The organism is Ruegeria sp. SCSIO 43209 (assembly GCF_019904295.1).
Lineage (GTDB): Bacteria > Pseudomonadota > Alphaproteobacteria > Rhodobacterales > Rhodobacteraceae > Ruegeria.
In genome coordinates, this window is record NZ_CP065359.1 from 1,963,475 (window position 1) to 1,982,317 (window position 18,843).

General features: G+C 56.3%; 14 protein-coding genes and 1 tRNA gene. 9 read left to right on the forward strand and 6 right to left on the reverse strand.

The window, feature by feature from the left end:
* Positions 1-34: 34 nt before the first annotated feature.
* From I5192_RS09865 to I5192_RS09885, 5 genes are all read right to left on the reverse strand, one after another.
* A complete protein-coding gene (locus I5192_RS09865) occupies positions 35-427 on the reverse strand; it encodes a rhodanese-like domain-containing protein (RefSeq protein WP_170692773.1) in 393 nt (130 codons plus the stop codon).
* A gap of 72 nt (positions 428-499) precedes the next feature.
* Positions 500-1,840, reverse strand: a complete 1,341-nt coding sequence (locus I5192_RS09870) for an HlyD family type I secretion periplasmic adaptor subunit (protein ID WP_223116769.1) — start codon at positions 1,838-1,840, stop codon at positions 500-502.
* A 3-nt stretch (positions 1,841-1,843) separates the two neighbouring features.
* Positions 1,844-4,150: a type I secretion system permease/ATPase gene (locus I5192_RS09875; RefSeq protein ID WP_170391971.1), complete on the reverse strand. Its 2,307-nt coding sequence runs from the start codon at positions 4,148-4,150 to the stop codon at positions 1,844-1,846.
* A 36-nt stretch (positions 4,151-4,186) separates the two neighbouring features.
* Complete coding sequence (locus I5192_RS09880; RefSeq protein ID WP_170563724.1) at positions 4,187-6,133, reverse strand: type I secretion protein; 1,947 nt, start codon at positions 6,131-6,133, stop codon at positions 4,187-4,189.
* Between the two features lie 128 nt (positions 6,134-6,261).
* Positions 6,262-8,709, reverse strand: coding sequence for a hypothetical protein (locus I5192_RS09885; RefSeq protein ID WP_170818737.1), 2,448 nt, complete (start codon positions 8,707-8,709; stop codon positions 6,262-6,264).
* Between the two features lie 613 nt (positions 8,710-9,322).
* Between I5192_RS09885 and I5192_RS09890 the strand changes: the two genes are divergently transcribed.
* Positions 9,323-10,084 carry a response regulator transcription factor gene (locus I5192_RS09890; protein WP_170401338.1) on the forward strand — a complete coding sequence of 254 codons (762 nt, stop codon included), beginning with the start codon at positions 9,323-9,325 and terminating at the stop codon, positions 10,082-10,084.
* Positions 10,077-10,574: a hypothetical protein gene (locus tag I5192_RS09895; RefSeq protein ID WP_170420862.1), complete on the forward strand. Its 498-nt coding sequence runs from the start codon at positions 10,077-10,079 to the stop codon at positions 10,572-10,574. Before I5192_RS09890 ends, I5192_RS09895 begins: the two co-directional genes overlap by 8 nt.
* A gap of 8 nt (positions 10,575-10,582) precedes the next feature.
* Here I5192_RS09895 and I5192_RS09900 read toward each other — a convergent pair.
* A tRNA-Leu gene (locus I5192_RS09900) sits at positions 10,583-10,668 on the reverse strand.
* Positions 10,669-10,871: 203 nt separating this feature from the next.
* Here I5192_RS09900 and I5192_RS09905 point away from each other — a divergent pair.
* The 7 genes from I5192_RS09905 to I5192_RS09935 all read left to right on the forward strand — a co-directional run bounded on the left by I5192_RS09905 (position 10,872) and on the right by I5192_RS09935 (position 18,754).
* Complete coding sequence (locus I5192_RS09905) at positions 10,872-11,915, forward strand: pyridoxal-phosphate dependent enzyme (RefSeq protein ID WP_223116770.1); 1,044 nt, start codon at positions 10,872-10,874, stop codon at positions 11,913-11,915.
* Positions 11,912-13,057 (forward strand): Xaa-Pro peptidase family protein, encoded by a 1,146-nt coding sequence (locus tag I5192_RS09910; RefSeq protein WP_223116771.1) that lies wholly within the window; start codon positions 11,912-11,914, stop codon positions 13,055-13,057. Before I5192_RS09905 ends, I5192_RS09910 begins: the two co-directional genes overlap by 4 nt.
* Entirely contained in the window at positions 13,054-13,767 is a 714-nt protein-coding gene (locus tag I5192_RS09915) for an aspartate/glutamate racemase family protein (RefSeq protein ID WP_170594782.1), read from the forward strand. Before I5192_RS09910 ends, I5192_RS09915 begins: the two co-directional genes overlap by 4 nt.
* Positions 13,768-13,899: 132 nt before the next feature.
* On the forward strand, positions 13,900-15,000 hold the full coding sequence (locus tag I5192_RS09920) for an ABC transporter ATP-binding protein (RefSeq protein ID WP_170391997.1): 1,101 nt from the start codon (positions 13,900-13,902) through the stop codon (positions 14,998-15,000).
* A gap of 101 nt (positions 15,001-15,101) precedes the next feature.
* Positions 15,102-16,193 (forward strand): extracellular solute-binding protein, encoded by a 1,092-nt coding sequence (locus I5192_RS09925; RefSeq protein WP_170391999.1) that lies wholly within the window; start codon positions 15,102-15,104, stop codon positions 16,191-16,193.
* Between the two features lie 69 nt (positions 16,194-16,262).
* Positions 16,263-17,537 (forward strand): ABC transporter permease, encoded by a 1,275-nt coding sequence (locus I5192_RS09930; RefSeq protein WP_170392001.1) that lies wholly within the window; start codon positions 16,263-16,265, stop codon positions 17,535-17,537.
* A 5-nt stretch (positions 17,538-17,542) separates the two neighbouring features.
* Positions 17,543-18,754 carry an ABC transporter permease gene (locus I5192_RS09935; RefSeq protein WP_170512243.1) on the forward strand — a complete coding sequence of 404 codons (1,212 nt, stop codon included), beginning with the start codon at positions 17,543-17,545 and terminating at the stop codon, positions 18,752-18,754.
* Positions 18,755-18,843 lie beyond the last annotated feature (89 nt).

The window sequence follows — 18,843 nt, forward strand, 5'->3', positions numbered from 1 at the left end:
TATGTGCGGCCTTGATTTGAGTCAGTTCACGCCACTACATTCCGCGGTCCAGGGGCCCGGTCGCCTCGCCGCCGCCATTCACCCAATCCGCGAATCCACCCAGATTGTAGACATGTAAATACCCCATATCCTTGAGCAGTTTTCCAGCCAGCGCCGCCCTGCCACCCGATGCACAATGCAGGATGATCACCCGGTCCTTGCGCAGTTCCGCATCATGGGAAGGCAGTTCCGGATCAGCCCGAAACTCCAACATACCGCGCGGGATATGATGTGCGCCAACCGCGCGCCCTGTCCTTTCCAGTTCAGGCGCATCGCGAATATCCAACAGCAAAGCGCCCTGCCCGATCAGTTCTTTCGCCCGGCTGGCATCGATACGCTCAACCACCGCGTTTGCAGCCTGCATCATGTCTTTGACCGTCAATGGCATTTGCGCCCCTCCAGAAAGTGAATCTGTGAAAGGCTAACATGCAGAAAATTGAAGGTGTAGACGTTCGGGCGCTTAATGTTCGCGGAAAGCACGCGACATACTGTCGACCACCGGCTTGGCGATATAGGCCGCAAAGGTGCGTTCCTCGGTCTGGATCATGATCTCGGCGGGCATTCCGGGTGTCGGCACGAAGCCCCGCACGCGACCCATCTCTTCCGTGGTCAGAGAAATGCGCGCCAGATAGACCTCTTGCGGCATACCGGCAGAGTCCTCAACCAGTGAGTCAGCCGAGACGTAATAGACCTCGCCCTCAAGCACCGGCGTTGTCCGTTGATTGAGCGCGACAAGGCGCACTGTTGCGATCTGCCCGGTGACCACGCTGTCGATCTCGGTGCGCGGGATCTGTGCCTCGATGATCAGCGGAGCATCCGCGGGCAAAATCTCGGCAATCTGTTCGCCAGTTTCGATCACCCCGCCCGGCGTGTGGTGATGAAGCCGCACCACTGTGCCGGTCACCGGGGCACGCACAACGGCACGGGCCAGAACGCTGCGGGCCTGGCGGGCTTTTTCACGCACACTTTCGAGGTCGGCTTCAATCACGCCCAACTCGTCCAGCGCGGCCTCGCGATAGGCTGAGCGGGTGCGCAGAATCTGCTCTTCATACTTCAGCAACATCTGGTTGACCTCAGCCGTTTCAGCGCGCAAACGCGCCAGTTGACCCTCGGCCTCGGCCTGTACCCGGCGGATCGTATTTAGATCACCTTTGCGCACCAAGCCTTTCTCAAACAGTGAGAATTTTGTTTCGTACTCTTCCTCGAGTATCTCCGATCGCCGCTCCATGCTGATCAGTTGCGCTTCGAACCCCGACGCGCGAATTTTCAACGCCTCCATGTTGCGCTGAAGCAGCGCAATATCGTTCAGCAATGTCTTGCGCGACACATCAAAGCTGAGTTTCTGATTGTCGAGAATCGTCATGACTTCGACGTCATCCGACGCCTCGATCAATCCGGGTGAAAACACGAGGTTTTCCTGTTCGCTATGCTCGGCCAGCAACCGTTCGGTCATGGCCTGAAGGCGAAGTTTGCGAATGAACAATTCGCGTTCACTCGCCTCGGCCGAGGTCTGATCCAAAGTCATCATGATCTGTCCGGCTTGAACAGATTCACCTTCCGAGACCAGAATGTTCTCGATGATACCGCCTTCCAAATGCTGCACGATCTTGTTGCGGCCGGTCGCGACAAAGCTGCCTTGCGCGATGACTGCAGCGGCCAGAGGTGCACGGAAGGACCAGACGCCAAAGCCGCCAAAACAGACAATAAGCATGATAAAGCCAATCACGATGAATTTGGTGATCGAGCGCGGAACTTCAGAGTACCAAAGACCGCCTTCATCGGTGCGTGCCACGTCGTTCATCGCTTAATCCCCCTTGCCCTGTATTTCGGGCGGTTGCTGGCGCGGCCCGTTGAGCTGTTCCAGCACCTGTTCGCGCTGCCCGAACAGCGCCACGCGCCCATCGGTCAGCAGCATGATCTTGTCGACAACATTCAACAGAGTCGGCTTTTGCGTAATCACTACAACGGTGATCTTGCTTTCCTTTGCTTGCTGAATTGCGCGCGCAAGCGCCTTGTCACCTGCCACGTCGAGGTTCGAATTCGGCTCATCCAGAACAACCAAACGCGGGTTGCCGAAGAAGGCACGCGCCAAAGCAATACGCTGCTTCTGGCCACCTGAGAGAGGTGAGCCGTCGGCGGCCACAACAGTCTCATACCCCTGCGGCAGTGTAGCGATCATGTTGTGCACGTCGGCCAAAACGGCGGCATCGTGGATCTGCTCATCCGTGGCATCGGCACGCATCCGGCCAATATTGTCTTTGATGCTGCCTGGGAACAGCTGTACGTCTTGCGGCAGATAGCCAATATTTTCGCCAAACTGGCGGGGATCCCAGTTGCGGATATCCATCAGGTCCAGCCGCACACTGCCTGAGGTCGGCAGGATCGAACCCACCAGCGTTTTACCAAGTGTCGTTTTGCCTGCGCCTGAATTCCCGATGATCGCCAGAGTTTCACCCGGGTTCAGCGCAAAGGTAATCCCGTTCAGAACCACCCGCTTGGTGCCGCCGGGGACATATAGCAGGCGTTCGACATCCAACCGCCCCTCAGGCCGTGGTAGGCGCAGTTTTTCATATTGCAGGGCCGAGTTCGACAGCAGAGCCTTGATCCGCCCAAAAGCGCCACGCGTCAGTAGGAAGGTATTCCAACCCTCAATCGAGCCTTCGATCGGCGCAAAAGCCCGCCCTGCGATGATCGAGGCGGCGATGACCATACCGCCTGTAATTTCGCCCTGCAGCGCAAGAAATGCGCCCCAGCCCAGAATGCCGATCTGCGTCAAAAGACGGACGGCACGTGAAATGGCCGCGAAGATCACGTTACGATCCTGCGCCTTGACCTGCCATGTCAGCGATTGTGCGGTGTCACGCCCCCAGATGCGCACTGCCTCGGGGATCATCGCCAAAGCGTTGATGATCTGACTGTTGCGCGACATTGAATCCAGATGCTGGTTCGCCATTGATTGCGCCTGATTGGCCTTGGCAAAGGGCTTGGCGGTCATTTTCTGGTTGATCAGCGCGATGATCATCAGAATCACGGCCGTCGTCACCACAATCATCCCAAGTTGCGGATGCACCAGAAAGATCATCAGGATGAACAGCGGTGCAAATGGTACATCCAGAAATGAGATCAGAGTGCCCGAGACCAGAAAGCCCCGCACCTGTTGCAGATCCCCAAGTGTCTGATATTCGCGTCCGTTGCCGTGCAGCGAGGCATGGGCCGCAGCGCTAAGAACCGGGGCCCCAAGACGGGCGGCGACCTCGACCGCTGTACGCATCAGCATGAACCGACGAACGGCATCAAATGCGGCTTGAAAAATGACTGCTCCGGCAACGATTGCCGTCAGCATGATCAACGTATCCAGCGAGCGACTAGTCAGAACCCGGTCACTGATCTGAAACAGGTAGATCGGGATCGCTAGGATCAGGACGTTGGTCGCGCAGGTCAGTACCAGCACGAAGGCCAGATTGCGCCAAATCGCGCGCAGTGAGGTACGCAGCGTCTTCTGGAAATCCTCAGGCGGCGTGCGTTTGTGGAATGTTTGGGGTGGCCCCTTGCCATCGCCACCACCCGTCCCCGGGCGCAGCAAGGGTTGGTTGGCCTTGGCCTCGATCGTGGTGCCCATGCGGTCTTTACCATCCGACGGCGCAGAGGGGGTCATGCGTGCAGTCGATTGGTCGGCGGTTTCACAATCGGGGGCTTCGGTATCGGCCACCCCAGTGTCGCCACCCGCAGGATCCTTATCTTGCGCGGGCCGCGACGACGCGCGCCGAAGGGGAGAACCAGCGCGCGGTTGTGATGTTTGATCCAACTGCTCTGCCTGGGTCTGCCCCGGATTATCCGGTTGTGTCGTCGCCTGAGGCGCTTCTGATTGCCGCGATCGTTTCGCGGGCCCGGCAACCGGGGTGTCACTTGCTTCCGGGGTCTCTGGTTTGGTTTCGGGTTCCGCCAGTTGCATATCACTTGTCAAACGCAGGCGGGACGCTGTTTTTGCAAGTTTACTTTCATTTGGTTTTGCTACCCGATTTCGGGGTTCCAGGGTCAATGGGCCTCCGCCTCCGTGCCGGTCCAATGGACTTGCAAAACGGGTGCGGCGCGACGAAAAAACGATCGACATAAACTAACCTTCCGGTCACTCGTAAATCAGGAAATATTAGGCCAGCATGGTCTGCAGGCCATCGGAGGAATTCGCCATTTCGCTTGGCGTGAGATCGTTACCGTTAGGCCCAATGCCATTGTCGTGACCTGGCATACCCGCCTCTTCCATGATGGCGGCGATTGCCTCGTTGGTCATCTCGGCGATGTCCTCATTCGTGGGCATGTCAAGCAGGCTTGCCTGATGCAGTAGCAGGTCAGAAAATGCCCCATCCTGAGCCATAACAACCGAATCCACGCCGGCCTTGGTTACATTGGCGGCGTTCAGCATCGCATTGCTGCCTGCCAGAACCTCGGTCTCGTCCGCGTGGGGACCATTCAGATATACGTCATCCTGATCGGCAAGCATCGTCGATTGCTCGGCCACGTTGACCTGAACCAGCGATCCATCGATCTTGAGGACCCGCATCTGCTCCATGCCAGCAAACATCGGATCGTTCATTAGCGCCTCTTCCAGCGCTGCCATGTCGTCCTCGCCCATGGTCATGGCGTCGGCCATGGAGTCGTGCATCGCCTGATACGTATCTTCGCCTTCTTTCTTGAGAGAAACCTCGTTCATAACCAGGTTCTCGTCCGATCCATCGATGGGTCCGGGCAATCCGCCCATCACCACATCGTCATCCAATAATACGTGCGTCTGGACAAACGCATCGACCGATATCATGTCGCCTTCGATCATGATCAGGTCATAATAACTGCCAAGTTGAAGAATATTGGTGACATCAATCAACTCGTTGTCACCCAACGCATACAGCGTGGTCGTCGCGCTAATCTCGGCATCAATATGATCGATATCCGTTGCGTCGATGTCCTGCTTGACAAAATTTGCAACGATCAGATCGGTCGTAATCCAATCAACATGCACATATGCCGGGGCATCGTCTCCACTTGAGCCTTTCTTAAGCCAAGGGGCTGAGTTGCCTTCGACCTCGATCGTCGACGAGTGCACCACATTGGTGCCCGAGCCGCCATTCGTGCCTTTGTCTGTGTCAGATACAACGGCGACCTGGCTCACCATGGCCAGTTCGATTGCTTTTCCACCGACCGCAATATAAGGCGCATCGACCCAGGCCACAGTTGCGTTCATCTCGTTGATCGCAAGGTTGCCGCCTGCGATCACCGTGTGACCTTCGGCAAATTCGTCTTCCTCGTCCTGAGCCCATTCGGCGGGCATCATATCGGGCGTTTCGTCTTCTTCTTCCTCGTCCAGTCTATGATGCGCAGGCAGAAGATCTTCCCATTCCGGGGCTTCGTCCACATACTCACCATTGACGATCACGCCCATCGCGTCTTCGCCGTGGAACTGATAAACAACCGCGCCTTCAACTTCGACATTGATCGGGGCCAACATCGCTTCGGCCAAAGACTCGACGTATTCAACCGACAAGTAGTCCGAGATCGAGAACGAGGGCACGGCAAACGCGTGCATCGATGCTGCGACCTGCGCAGCCGCCTCGGCCAATGCGATCAACTGATCGACATCGCGGAAATCTCCCTCGCCGACAACGTCATTGTCGCGTAGGAAAATCGTCTGGAACGTGTAGGTCACAGCAGACCCGATAAGCTCTGTCACAATCTCCAGCTGCTGCTCGATCACAAACGTTGCACCTAGGCCGGTTGTCGCTTCGGGTAACGGCGGACCGTCTGAGAGTGGTGGTTCAAGTACAACGACCGTTTCAAATTCAGGGCCGTCGGTTGGGGGTGGAAGTTCAGGAGTGGCGGGGGGGGTGTCAAACCGATAGGAAAGCGGACCATATTTGCCTGGGTCCAATTCAAGATCTGCCTTGATCCGGATCTTTGCGGGTTCTTCCAGTTCGTCCAGTTCCGCCTTGCGCCGCATGGCGGTGAACTCTTCGTACTGATCCCTCAACCGGGCTTTTTCAATCGTAAGATCAAAAGATCCAATAAAGTGTGCAATCTTTTCGGTAACACTATCGAATGACATTTCGATGATCCCTTACCCCCTTGCCGGCTAAAATTTCCGGTTCGGGATTTGCTGGGCCGAGGCCACATTACGCGGCCCCGGCGATTTCATTGAACGGGGGCCGATAATGCGGCCCCCGCGAATTGGTCTTAGACCTCGGTGTCGTCGCTCGAATAAGTCGAGGTCATCGAACCGCCAACCATGGTCGTATCGACCGAGTTACCAAGCACGTTGGCACCCTGTACGATCGATTGGTTGAACGCGTTCGTATCGACGACTGCTGCTGCGGATGCATAAGACTCGCCGTTGACGATACCATCGCCACCATTATCCGAACCCCAGGTACCGCCATTACCGCCAGCACCACCGGCACCCGAATATGCACCGGATGCTTCACCACCGGTGTTCATTGCACCTGTGGTTGCACCACCAGTAGACGAGCCCATGACGTCGCCGCTGGTACCGCCAGTCGATGCCGCTGCACCACCGGCACCGCCGTCACCTGACATCGCAGTACCTGTTGCATCACCTGAAGCCATCGAGTCCGCATCATTATCGGACGAAGCATCTCCACCGTATCCGGCAATCGCTTCGGCAAGGCTTTCGGCATAACCATCGTTGGCTGAATCGGCCCATGCTTCAGAGTCACCGCCGTTTCCGGCTTCGTTGGTTGCGTCAGCTGAACCAGCACCGCTTCCGGCCGAGCTTGCCTCGGGGTTGGCCGTACCGCCAGCGCCACCAGTACCTTCGGCCGATGCCATTCCATCGCCGCTGGCGTCTGCTGATCCATTACTTGTGTTGGTACCACCATTACCACCAGAACCGTCAACGTCCTGATCATTGTCGGCAGAGCCATCGATATCACCAGGTGACTGCGTGATTACAGGGCCGGCAGCATCTTGGTCACCAACACCTTGCGCATCCGCATCCGTGTCAACGTAGCCGCCGCCTGCACCACCGGTTCCTGTACCGCCAGCACCCGGTCCGCCAGTACCTGTGCCACCAGTACCAGTACCTCCAGTACCCGTACCACCAGTACCTGTACCGCCAGTACCCGTACCGCCGGTACCTGCACCACCAGTACCACCGTCTCCGCCGGTACCGTTCGAGTTACCAGCTGCTGCAGCTTCTTCGTCTCCGTCAGGATCTTCCTCTTCCACAAGGAGTACCGGGAATGGGAAGGCTTCTTCGACCGAGCCGGAATCTCCGCCGGTGCCGTCGCCACCATTGGCATTGCCACCGGAGCCTTCGCCACCAGTGCCTTCACCGCCTGAGCCTTCACCGCCTGAGCCTTCACCGCCTGAGCCTTCGCCCCCTGAGCCTTCGCCGCCGGAGCCTTCACCGCCGGAACCGCTACCGCCATCGGCATCATTCCAGCCCATCGCGCCAGCGCCAGCCAGACCCAAACCAATATTGCCTCCAGAGGAAGACTCGTTGGCTTCGTTGGTTCCGTCGCTAGAGTTGTCTGCCGAACCATCGTTATCGGCATCACCAGCGCCACCATCGGCACCGTCGTTGGAAGCATCGGTGCCTGCCAGACCAAGGCCAGCAGCTAATGCCCCAGATGTATTGTCACCACCGTCTGCATCGCCATCGGCGTTCGCTCCGGACAAACCAAGACCAAGACCAAGGCCAATCGATCCGGCATTACCACCGTTACCACCAGTCGAGTCACTATCGGAACTCGCTTCGCCGTGGTTGTCGGCATTGGACTCGCTGTCTGCTGCGCCGCCTTCGCCGCCGGTGCTGTCACCGTCTGCGCTGGCACTCGAATGACCAAGACCCAGGCTTGCGTTATAGGTATCACCCGAAGATGCGCCATCTCCACCTGTCGCAGCGCTATCAGCATTTCCTGAATGACCACCAAAGGCCAGCGAATGGCTGCCATTGGTGTCGCCATAGGCTTCACCACCATAGCTCATGCCGCCATCGCCAGAGGAGCCACCGTCGTTGTTTACGTCGATACCGTCTTCGGCATAGGCTTCACCGCCGTTGGCGTCACCGCTTTGTGTGAAATCACCTGAATTCACGACACTTGCGGTACCCAGACTGTCATTGTCTTCCAGGCTGGCAAACTGCTGGTTGATTGACGCGAAATCATTTCCGGGCCCGTCTTGCGAGATATCAATGTTGACGTCGTCGCCTGGATCGTAATTTACATCGTCACCGGCAGTAATAACGTCGCCGACATCACCTTCGACGTCCTCAATATCAACGTCGACTTTGTCATCGTCGCGCGGAATCCACTCTCCGCCGCCGAAGTCGATATCTACGGTCGCGGTATTGGTGTTGCTGTCGTCACCGCCATTGGTCTGTGAGTTGCTGTCGTTACCACCATTGGTGTTGCTGTCGTTACCACCATTGGTGTTGCTGTCGTTACCACCATTGGTGTTGCTGTCGTTACCACCATTGGTGTTGCTGTCGTTACCACCGTTGGTGTTGCTGTCGTCGCCCTGCTGTTGTTGCTGCTGCTGTTGCTGTTGGTTCAAATCTTCAACAGCCATCTCTTCTTCTTCCAGCTGCGGTTCGTCTACAACAGGATCCTGATCGTCGATAACTTCTTGGACATCGGTGATTGGAGCTAATCTGCGTTCCATAATAAGTTCCACTTTTACTGAAGCACCAGACCGCCATTCATCTACAAAGCGGTAACAGGCGCGGTTTGAAACAGACTTTGCGCGCAACGTGTCAATCTGGACACTCGCGCGGCCGTGAAGGTCTTCTGTTTGGTTTGCCCCCCTTTCTCGGCTAAGCCGATTCCATGACCACGGAGAATTCGCAGAAATACGCGGACCGCAGGCACGTCAGGTCTAAGATCACTTCACAAATTGAAGCTTGGGCATGGTTGCAGCGATAAGGGGATGTGCATAGCTGGCCGAAAGGGCTATTTTCCGTAATTAGCTGTTTAATATATATATTTTTCGAAATCTGGCGTATTTCGCACCAAATTTGCCTCAGAAACAATCATGCGCAAACATATAGGATTATTAACCCTGAAATTTCATAAAGTTACGCTAAAACTATATACGAAAAACCTGATCAAAGGTTCTAGTACGCGGTATTGCGGAACCCGCCTTTGGTTGCTGAAACACGTACTTTCAGCTATGATAAGGTACTATTTGAGTTCAAAGTTACTGTTTCGCGCCATCCAGTTCTGTACCCGATTTAAAGTTTCAGAGGGTGGCGTTTGTATTAGTGGGGGGAAGATCAATGAATATTTCATTGCAAGAAGACGCCCGTGATCAGATTGAATATCCCGAAGAGCTGTCGATCATTTTTATCGGCAAGGAACTGTTCTACTCGAACCAAACCCTGAGAAGTGTTCAAAGCGAATTCGGCGTTCGTGCGTCAAGATATGAAAGCCTTGACGACCTGCTGGCCGAGAGTGGGAACTCTGTTCCCTCCGAGCGCATCATTGTTGTGGATCAGATGATGCTCGAAGATCTGTTGGCGCGGCCCGCTGATTACTCCCGGCTCGCCGAGACAGGATGTCTGGCCTTCGCCTATCGCAAGAAAAGTCCGGCCCGGGTTCTGTTCGAACGCTGGGATCGTACCCGTTTCGGCAGTGTCGGGTATTTGCCAATGAACGTGGCGCCGGATGTTTGGCGCGCAATACTGCGCCTTCTGATGCACGAAGAGCTGCACCTGCCCTGCTTTCTGGCCGACAGCATGACCGCAACACAAAGTGCGCCAGGCACACCTATCGAAAAACAGCCTGCAACCAGAACCCGGTCGCCTGACAAACTGTTGCGATACTCAAAGCTGACGCGCCGCGAAAAGCAAGTCCTGAGGCTGGTATCGCAAGGCAAGAGCAACAAGACCATTGCGTCGAATCTGGGCATCACCGAACACACCGTCAAACTGCATATGCACAATGTCTCGGGCAAGATCGATGTGAGCAACCGGACTGAAGCTGCGCATTTCTACTTTGAGGTCGCGCCGAACGAAGCGCGCAACGCGCCCGTTGGATGAGGCATTCGAAACCCGGTTCGACCGGCTCATTCTGTTGGTGGGTCGGCTCAACTATATGTGGACGAACACTGAAAGCCTGCTGATCCACCTGATCGCAGGTCTGACCGGGGCCAAAAAAGATGTTGCGGTCATCATATTCCTGACGCTTAACACCACACGTGCCCGTATCGATCTGGTCGAACGTCTCGCCAAGATGGAGGGTCGCCCCCGTGAAATCCGCGATCCGATTCTCGAACACACCCAGCGGTTGTCGCGCCTGTCCTCTATTCGAAACAAGTACAATCACTGCATCTATTCTTTCGATCAGGAAAGCGGAAATCCAAAGACCATCCTGATGCGCATTGCTGATCGCAAGACCGACATCAAACTTGGTCGCGAAGACACAGTTGACGACAAAGCAATGAAAGAAATCGAGGATGTTGTCACTCAGCTCTCGAATGCCAACAGGGATATCTGGAAATTGATCACCCAACTGGGTTTCCCTGTCTGAGATGGTGCTGGTGCGGGCGGTGGGACTCGAACCCACACGGCACTAAGGCCTTCGGATTTTAAGTCCGATATGTCTACCATTCCATCACGCCCGCACATCATCGTCGAAGTTTTGTCTCACCGCGCCGATGTCGTGTGCAGACACTTACAACCAACCAAAACGATTGAAAAGATACTCATTCATCAGATCCAGGGATGCATGCAGAACACGAACACAATCCTGCTGAATCAAGGCCGAGCTTGACAGCCTTCGGCCAATTCGTTCACGTCGGCGCAACACAAGATCAGGGAGCGAGCGATGAAACTAGTCAGTAACCCGTTTCGAGGTGGTTCTAAGCTTTCGGATCAGGCCCCTTATCCCTCCGTAGAGACAGATGGGTTGGGCCGGCATCGATCCTTCTGTCCTGACTTTGTCGAAACGCCCCTTGTGAATGCATCGGCGCTGGCACCCGTCGCGAATCTCTGGGTTAAAGATGAGCGAAGCCGTATGGGCCTGGGATCGTTCAAAGCGCTGGGTGCGGCTTATGTGATCGCCTGCGAAGCGAATGACATCTCGGTCACGCCAGATGGTAACACGCTCAAAGGGCGCACCTATGTTACGGCAAGCGCGGGCAATCACGGGATGAGCATGGCCGCGGGCGCGCGCACTTTCGGAGCTGATGCAGTTGTCTACATCGCAGAAACAGTTCCTGAAAGCTTTGCAGATCGCCTGCGCGCTCAAAACGCACAAGTGGTCCGGGCGGGTGCGGATTACGCTGCCAGCATGGAAGCAGCCAGTCAGGCGGCGCAGGACAATGGCTGGACTTTGCTCTCGGACAGTTCCTGGGAGGGGTATACTGAACTACCGTACTTGCTGATGGAAGGGTATCTGCAAATGGCGGTCGAAGCCGCCGAGCAATGTACTGAGGCACCAACGCACGTTCTTTTGCAAGCCGGTGTTGGCGGCATGGCCGGAGCCGTCGCTGCCTATGCGCGGGTCGTTTGGGGAGATGCTCCGCAGATCATTGTTGTCGAGCCAACCTCTGCCCCGGCGCTGCAGGCCAGTATCGAAGCGGGGCATTGTGTGTTTGCTGACGGGCCCGACAGCATCATGGGGCGACTGGATTGCAAAGAGCCCTCGCTGATCGCCTTGAACGGCTTGGCCCGAGATGCCGATCTGTTTGTGACAATCGAAGATGACACTGTCGAAGCACAGCTTCCGGCCATGGCGAAGGCCGGGTTGGAAACCAGCGCCTCGGGCGGTGCTGGCATTGCGGCCGTTCTGAACGACGCGATCCGTATTGAACTGGGTATTGGACCGAATTCCAAAGTGCTCTGCATCTTGAGCGAGCAACCTGCATGAGAGGTTTCGCACCAGAGGAATTCGCGATCCGCGTTGCGCGCGCCCAGCATCGGATGCAAGAAACCGGTCTATCGGCCCTGTTGCTTACGACTGAGCCCCAGCTTCGCTATTTCACAGGTTATCTGACCCGTTTCTGGGAAAGCCCAACGCGGCCTTGGTTTCTGATCGTTCCGATTTCTGGCAAGCCGGTTGCAGTAATCCCATCCATCGGTGCTGCATTGATGGCGCAGACATGGATCGACGACATTCGAACCTGGAGTGCACCCGACCTTGAAGATGATGGGGTATCCCTGCTGGCCGATACACTGAGAGAGTTGACGCCTGAAAACGCCTCAATCGGCTGCCCCGACGGGCATGAGACCCATGTAAGGATGCCACTGGCCGATCTAAGGCATCTCGAATCCGCAATTGGAGCGCGCCAAATTACGGGTGACCATGGCATCCTGCGGGCGCTGCGGATGGTGAAATCTGACGCCGAGATCGCAAAGATTCGAACTGCCTGTCAGATTGGTGCCCACGCCTTTGCACGAGTGCCCGAGATTGCCTCAGCAGGGACACCGCTGGATCAGATATTTCGAAACTTTCAGAGACTCTGCCTTGAAGAGGGTGCCGACTGGGTGCCCTATCTGGCCGGAGGGGCCGAGCAAGGCGGGTACTCGGATGTAATCTCACCCGCGACACAGACGCCGCTTCGTTCGGGCGATGTGTTGATGCTCGATACCGGTCTCGTCCACGATGGCTATTTTTGCGACTATGATCGCAATTGGTCCGTCGGCCCAGCGAGCAAAGCGATACGTGATGCACATGCCCGCTTGGTCGAGGCTTCGGATGCAGCGTTTGATCAAGCCCGCCCAGGCGTGACGGCTTCTCAGCTTTTTCATACGATGAACACAATACTTACCGATGGCAGCGCGGGTACCGATGCCGGGAGACTGGGCCACGGGTTAGGAATGTCGTTGACCGAATGGCCTTCGCTTATTCCCGATGATCATACTGAACTGCAACCGGGAATGGTTTTGACGCTTGAACCGGGTATTGCGGTCGATGGCAAAATTCTCGTGCACGAAGAAAACATCCTGATAACCGAAGGCGCGCCCGAATTCCTCAGCCCCCGGATAGGACCGGAGATTGCCGAGATATGAGCACGTTGCCGTACACACTGGATCCTGACGATCCCTCGGCCGTACCAATGGGGCTGATCGTTTTACAGACTGACGAGACAATCGAACCTGAGTTTCGTAGCCTTTTTATCGATGACAAAAGCCCTCTTTATGTCAGCCGCATTCCCAGCGGGGCCGAGGTTAACACCGACACGCTGGCGCAGATGGAGACCGACTTGCCTGCAGCGGCTGATCTGCTGCCAAAGGCGCGGCCCTATCGAGTTGTTGGCTATGGATGTACGTCAGCCAGTTCGGTTATCGGCTCGGATCGGGTTGAGCAGATGGTCATGCAGACCTGTAATACAGCGACCGTCACCAACCCGTTGCGGGCAGCCTCCGCCTGCGCGAGACATTTGGGCGTCTCAAAATTTGCACTGCTGTCGCCTTACATTGAAGAAGTAAACACTCCGTTGCGACGCGCGTTTGCAGAACAAGGCATCTCGATGGATGTGTTTGGCACTTTCGGCGAATCCGAAGAAGCCAAAGTTGTGCGGATCTCAACCGATTCCGTGGTCGATGCCGCCGTGCGACTGGGAAGAGATTCAACAGTCGACGCCGTATTCCTTAGTTGTACGAACCTTCGGACACTGACGGCTATCCCAAGGATCGAAGCGCAGATCGGTAAGCCTGTCCTGTCAAGCAACCAGAGTTTGGCCTGGCATATGAAACAACTGAACGTGTCGCAAAATTAGGCAAATGCGGCGTTTACGCGACTCCAATTGCTTTACGGGCTTGCGACCATTTGTTAGCCTCGTCATCAATGCACGAGAAGATCAATGAGGCCCGGACCAACCGGGTAATCATTTGACGCAACAGGGGGTCTTGTGACCGACACAAATAGCGACGCCGCGTTTGTTGAATTTCAACGCGTTCAAAAGTCTTATGATGGCGAGAACCTCGTCGTCAAAGATCTCAACCTGGCAATGCCAAAGGGCGAATTCCTGACCATGCTCGGGCCGTCCGGATCAGGTAAGACAACCTGCCTGATGATGCTTGCTGGATTCGAAACCGCCACCCATGGCGAGATTCTTCTGGATGGAAAACCCATCAACAATATCCCTCCGCACAAACGTGGCATCGGGATGGTGTTCCAGAACTACGCTCTGTTCCCGCATATGACTGTAGCCGAGAACCTTTCGTTCCCGCTGGAAGTCCGCAAGCTGGGCAAGTCCGAGCGCGAGGAGAAAGTCAAACGCGCGCTGGACATGGTGCAGATGGGTGCCTTCGGCAATCGTCGCCCCGCGCAGTTGTCGGGTGGTCAGCAGCAACGGATCGCACTGGCACGTGCGCTGGTTTTCGAGCCCGAACTGGTGTTGATGGACGAACCGCTGGGTGCGTTGGACAAACAACTACGCGAGCATATGCAGTTCGAAATCACCCGTCTGGCGCATGAACTGGGCATCACCACCGTCTACGTGACCCACGATCAGACCGAAGCTCTGACGATGTCCGACCGCGTGGCAGTGTTTGACGATGGTCGCATTCAGCAATTGGCCCCGCCGGATCAACTTTATGAAGAGCCCGAAAACAGCTTCGTCGCACAATTTATCGGTGAAAACAATACGCTAGAAGGCGTTGTTAAATCGATAGACGGTGACACTTGCCTTGTACAGCTGGATGACGGTTCGGAAATTGATGCAGTTCCGATCAACGTGCACAATCCGGGTGAGCGCACCAAGGTCTCGATCCGGCCCGAGCGTGTGGAATTCAACAAGGACCGTCTGCATGCCGATGCACATACGCTGAAAGCCACGGTCAAGGAATTCATCTATATGGGCGACGTGTTCCGCTTCCGCATGTCGGTGGCGGGCAATGACGAATTCATTGTCAAAACACGGAATGCCCCCGACGCCATTCGCCTGCAACCGGGGCAGGAAATCGAAATCGGATGGTTGGCACAGGATTGTCGTGCGCTCGACGCATAGACCAAGCCGCGCGATACAAACGTGGTTTACCGAGGGACCAGCTGGCGAAAACCCGTGCGTCAGCTGACCAAACAACAAACGGGAAGTACTGGGAGTAACACATGAAAACTACCAAAACACTGCTGACAGCAGCTGCTATTGCGACAGCGGCTGGCGGCGTTTCCGCCGAAGAGATGACCATCGTCTCGTGGGGCGGCGCCTATTCCAAATCACAGCTCAAGGCTTATCACGAGCCCTATTCGGAGAAGACCGGCGTCACCATCCTGAACGATGACAGCTCGAACGAGGCCGTCGCCAAACTCCGCGCGATGAACGAAGCGGGCAACATCACATGGGACGTGGTTGATGTGGTTGCGGCGGACGCGATCCGCCTCTGCGACGAAGGTCTGGCACTTGAGATCGATTTCGACACTCAACTGGCCCCTGCCCCCGATGGCACGCCTGCCTCCGAAGATTTCGGTGACCTTCTGGTCAGCGACTGCTTTATCCCGCAGATCGTCTATTCAACCACCTTCGGTTATCGCACCGATCTGGTCGGTGATACTCCACCAACCGACATCTGCGCAGTATTCGATCTTGAAGCCTATCCCGGCAAGCGCTCGCTGGAAAAGCGCCCGATCAACAACATGGAATGGGCGTTGCTGTGTGACGGCGTTGCAAAAGACGACGTCTACGACGTTCTGGCCACTGCTGAAGGTCAAGACCAGGCACTGGCCAAACTGGATACCATCAAGGACAGTGTCGTCTGGTGGTCTGCCGGTGCCGACACGCCACAATTGCTGGCTGATGGTGAAGTTGTCATGGGTTCGACCTATAACGGTCGCCTGTTCAGCGTGATCGAAGAGCAAAAGCAGCCGGTAGCGATGCTGTGGGATGCTCAGGTATTCGATCTTGATGGCTGGATCATTCCGGCTGGCCTGAGCGAAGAGCGTCAACAGCGCGCGCTGGACTACATCATGTTCGCAACTGACACGCAGCGTCTGGCAGATCAGGCCAAGTACATCTCGTACGGCCCGGCTCGTGCCTCCTCTGCACCGCTGGTGGGTCAGCACGCCGATCTGGGCATCGACATGGCACCACACATGCCGACCGATCCGGAAAACGCCAAGAACACGTTCCTGTATAACTACGAGTTCTGGGCGGATTACCGCGACGATATCGACGCCAAATTCCAGGCTTGGCTGGCGCAATAAGCGTCTGATTTCCTGAGATTGTCGGGGGCGGCTATCGCCCCCGACCCCAAAAATACCCAAGGGGTACCGATGACTGACGCCACCCAAAATACTGGTCCCATGCTGGCCGCGGACGGCACGCCACTCAAGCAATCGCTGGCCCGGTCTCTGCGACGGCAAAAGCTGCGGGCCCTGATGCTGGTCGCCCCACTGCTGCTGTTCGTTATGTTCTCGTTCATCGTGCCTATTGCGGCGATGCTGTTCCGATCTGTGGAAAACAGCATCGTACAAGAGACACTGCCCCTGACGGTCGAAGCATTGCAAAGCTGGGATGAAACCAGCGGCGAGTTGCCCGACGAGGCCGTTTATGACGCCTTTGTCCGCGACATGGTCGTGGCCGTCGATAACAAGACACACACCCGGCTGGGTTCGCGTCTGAACTACGAAGAGACAGGCATGTCTTCGATGTTCCGCCGCTCGGGTCGGAAAATGGGTAAGCTGGACCCCGAAACCGATGGGCCGTTCAAAGACCAGGTCATCGAGATTCACGACGGCTGGGGTGAACCGCAGACATGGGCGGTTATCAAGACGCATTCGCCCGCTGTCACCAATGGCTATTTCCTGAACGCTGTGGACATGCGCCGCACGCCCGAGGGCGCGCAGGCGCAGCCCGAGGACAAGCAGATCCTGATCAAGCTGTTCGGGCGCACTTTGTTCATGTCGCTGGTGATCACCGCGTCCTGTATCCTGCTGGCCTATCCGGTCAGTTATTTGCTGGCGACGCTTCCGATGCGGGTGTCGAACCTGCTGATGATCCTCGTGTTGTTGCCCTTCTGGACGTCATTGTTGGTGCGAACCTCGGCGTGGAAGGTGATGTTGCAGCAACAGGGCGTGATCAATGAAACATTGGTCTGGCTGGGACTGGTCGCCGACGACGCCAGGCTGGTGATCATCAACAACCAGATCGGCACGATCATAGCTATGACGCATATCCTGCTGCCGTTCATGATCCTGCCAATGTATTCGGTGATGCAGACCATACCGCCCTCGTACACCCGCGCCGCAAAATCCATGGGCGCGACCAACTGGACGACATTCTGGCGCATCTACTTCCCGCAATCCATTCCTGGCATTGGCGCGGGCTCAATCCTCGTGTTCATTCTGGCGATCGGCTACTACATCACGCCTGAAATCGTTGGCGGCACCAAAGGTGTTTTTATTTCGAACCGGATTGCCTATCACATCTCGTCCTCACTGAACTGGGGGCTGGCCGCGGCATTGGGAACGATCCTTCTGGGCGTCGTACTGCTGCTCTACTGGTGCTACGACAAGATTGTCGGCATTGATAACGTGAAGCTGGGATAATCGACATGGCCGCACTTACTCCGATATCCCGCAAACCTTTGTCCATGGTCTTGCCAAGCGTTGCGCTGGCAGGCGCCTTCGCCGGTATCTTTGTCGGCGCGGGCAATGGCTCGGTCTTCCTCGGCATCATTGGCGGGGCAGCCTTGATCGCCGCTGTGGCCTGGGTCTACATCACGTTACTCAAGAACGAAAAGCTGGCACGATGGATCAATATTCTTGGCTTTGGCATCGTCGGTTTTCTATTCTCTGGCCCAATGGGCGGCGTTCTGGGCCTGTTGGGTGGATGGTTCTTCGTCTGGTTTATCTTTTGGCTGTACGAAGGTCGATATCGCCAAAAATTGTTGCCCTATCTGACCGCGAAGCAAGTGTTCTATCACTACCTGTTCCGGGTGATCTGCGGCGCGATCTTCGTGTTCCTGATCACCCCGATCCTCGTGGTTTTGCCGCTCTCGTTCAACGCGCAGGACTTCTTTACCTTCACGCCAGAAATGCTGCGTCTGGACCCGGAAGGGTACTCGCTAAAGCACTACCGCGATTTCTTCACCAACAATGAATGGCAGCGTAGCTTCAAGAACTCGCTCATCATTGCGCCGATTGCGACGATCATCTCGGTCTCGCTGGGCACGCTGGCGGCCATTGGCCTCAGCCAGAGCCACGTTCCAGGCCGCCGCGCCATCATGGGCATCCTAATCTCGCCAATGATCGTGCCGCTGATCATTTCAGCCACAGGCATGTTCTTCTTCTACAGCGATATCGGCCGCTTCATGGAGGGAACACTGGGCATGAACAAGAATTTTGTGGGCTATGTGAAAGTGATCCTCGCTCACGCCGTTCTGGGTATTCCATTCGTCATCATCACCGTGACCGCAACGCTAGTGGGCTTTGACCGCTCGCTGACGCGGGCGGCTGCGAATATGGGCGCGGGTCCGGTGCGGACATTCTTCAAGATCCAGATGCCCTTGATCCTGCCGGGTGTGATCTCAGGCGGCTTGTTTGCCTTCATCACCTCGTTCGACGAGGTTGTCGTGGTGCTGTTTGTCGGATCGGCCAGCCAAAAGACCCTGCCATGGCAGATGTTCACTGGCCTGCGCGAACAGATCAGCCCGACCATTCTGGCGGTGGCCACGATCCTCGTGGTGATCTCGATTGCGCTGCTGACCACGGTCGAGCTGCTGCGCCGTCGGTCCGAGCGCCTGCGAGGCCTTTCCCCCGCTTGACGCAGGCCTAGGTCTGATCTAACGATTCACCTGTTCATCCCAGCCGCGATGGCGTCGCGGACGCACTGGGATGATCGGCTCTCGGACCC

Bases quoted from the DNA above. Each gene is read 5' to 3' on its own strand.
- I5192_RS09865 (WP_170692773.1), bottom strand. From the start codon at position 427: ATGCCATTGACGGTCAAAGACATGATGCAGGCTGCAAACGCGGTGGTT.
- I5192_RS09870 (WP_223116769.1), bottom strand. From the start codon at position 1,840: ATGAACGACGTGGCACGCACCGATGAAGGCGGTCTTTGGTACTCTGAA.
- I5192_RS09875 (WP_170391971.1), bottom strand. From the start codon at position 4,150: ATGTCGATCGTTTTTTCGTCGCGCCGCACCCGTTTTGCAAGTCCATTG.
- I5192_RS09880 (WP_170563724.1), bottom strand. From the start codon at position 6,133: ATGTCATTCGATAGTGTTACCGAAAAGATTGCACACTTTATTGGATCT.
- I5192_RS09885 (WP_170818737.1), bottom strand. From the start codon at position 8,709: ATGGAACGCAGATTAGCTCCAATCACCGATGTCCAAGAAGTTATCGAC.
- I5192_RS09890 (WP_170401338.1), top strand. From the start codon at position 9,323: ATGAATATTTCATTGCAAGAAGACGCCCGTGATCAGATTGAATATCCC.
- I5192_RS09905 (WP_223116770.1), top strand. From the start codon at position 10,872: ATGAAACTAGTCAGTAACCCGTTTCGAGGTGGTTCTAAGCTTTCGGAT.
- I5192_RS09910 (WP_223116771.1), top strand. From the start codon at position 11,912: ATGAGAGGTTTCGCACCAGAGGAATTCGCGATCCGCGTTGCGCGCGCC.
- I5192_RS09915 (WP_170594782.1), top strand. From the start codon at position 13,054: ATGAGCACGTTGCCGTACACACTGGATCCTGACGATCCCTCGGCCGTA.
- I5192_RS09925 (WP_170391999.1), top strand. From the start codon at position 15,102: ATGAAAACTACCAAAACACTGCTGACAGCAGCTGCTATTGCGACAGCG.
- I5192_RS09930 (WP_170392001.1), top strand. From the start codon at position 16,263: ATGACTGACGCCACCCAAAATACTGGTCCCATGCTGGCCGCGGACGGC.
- I5192_RS09935 (WP_170512243.1), top strand. From the start codon at position 17,543: ATGGCCGCACTTACTCCGATATCCCGCAAACCTTTGTCCATGGTCTTG.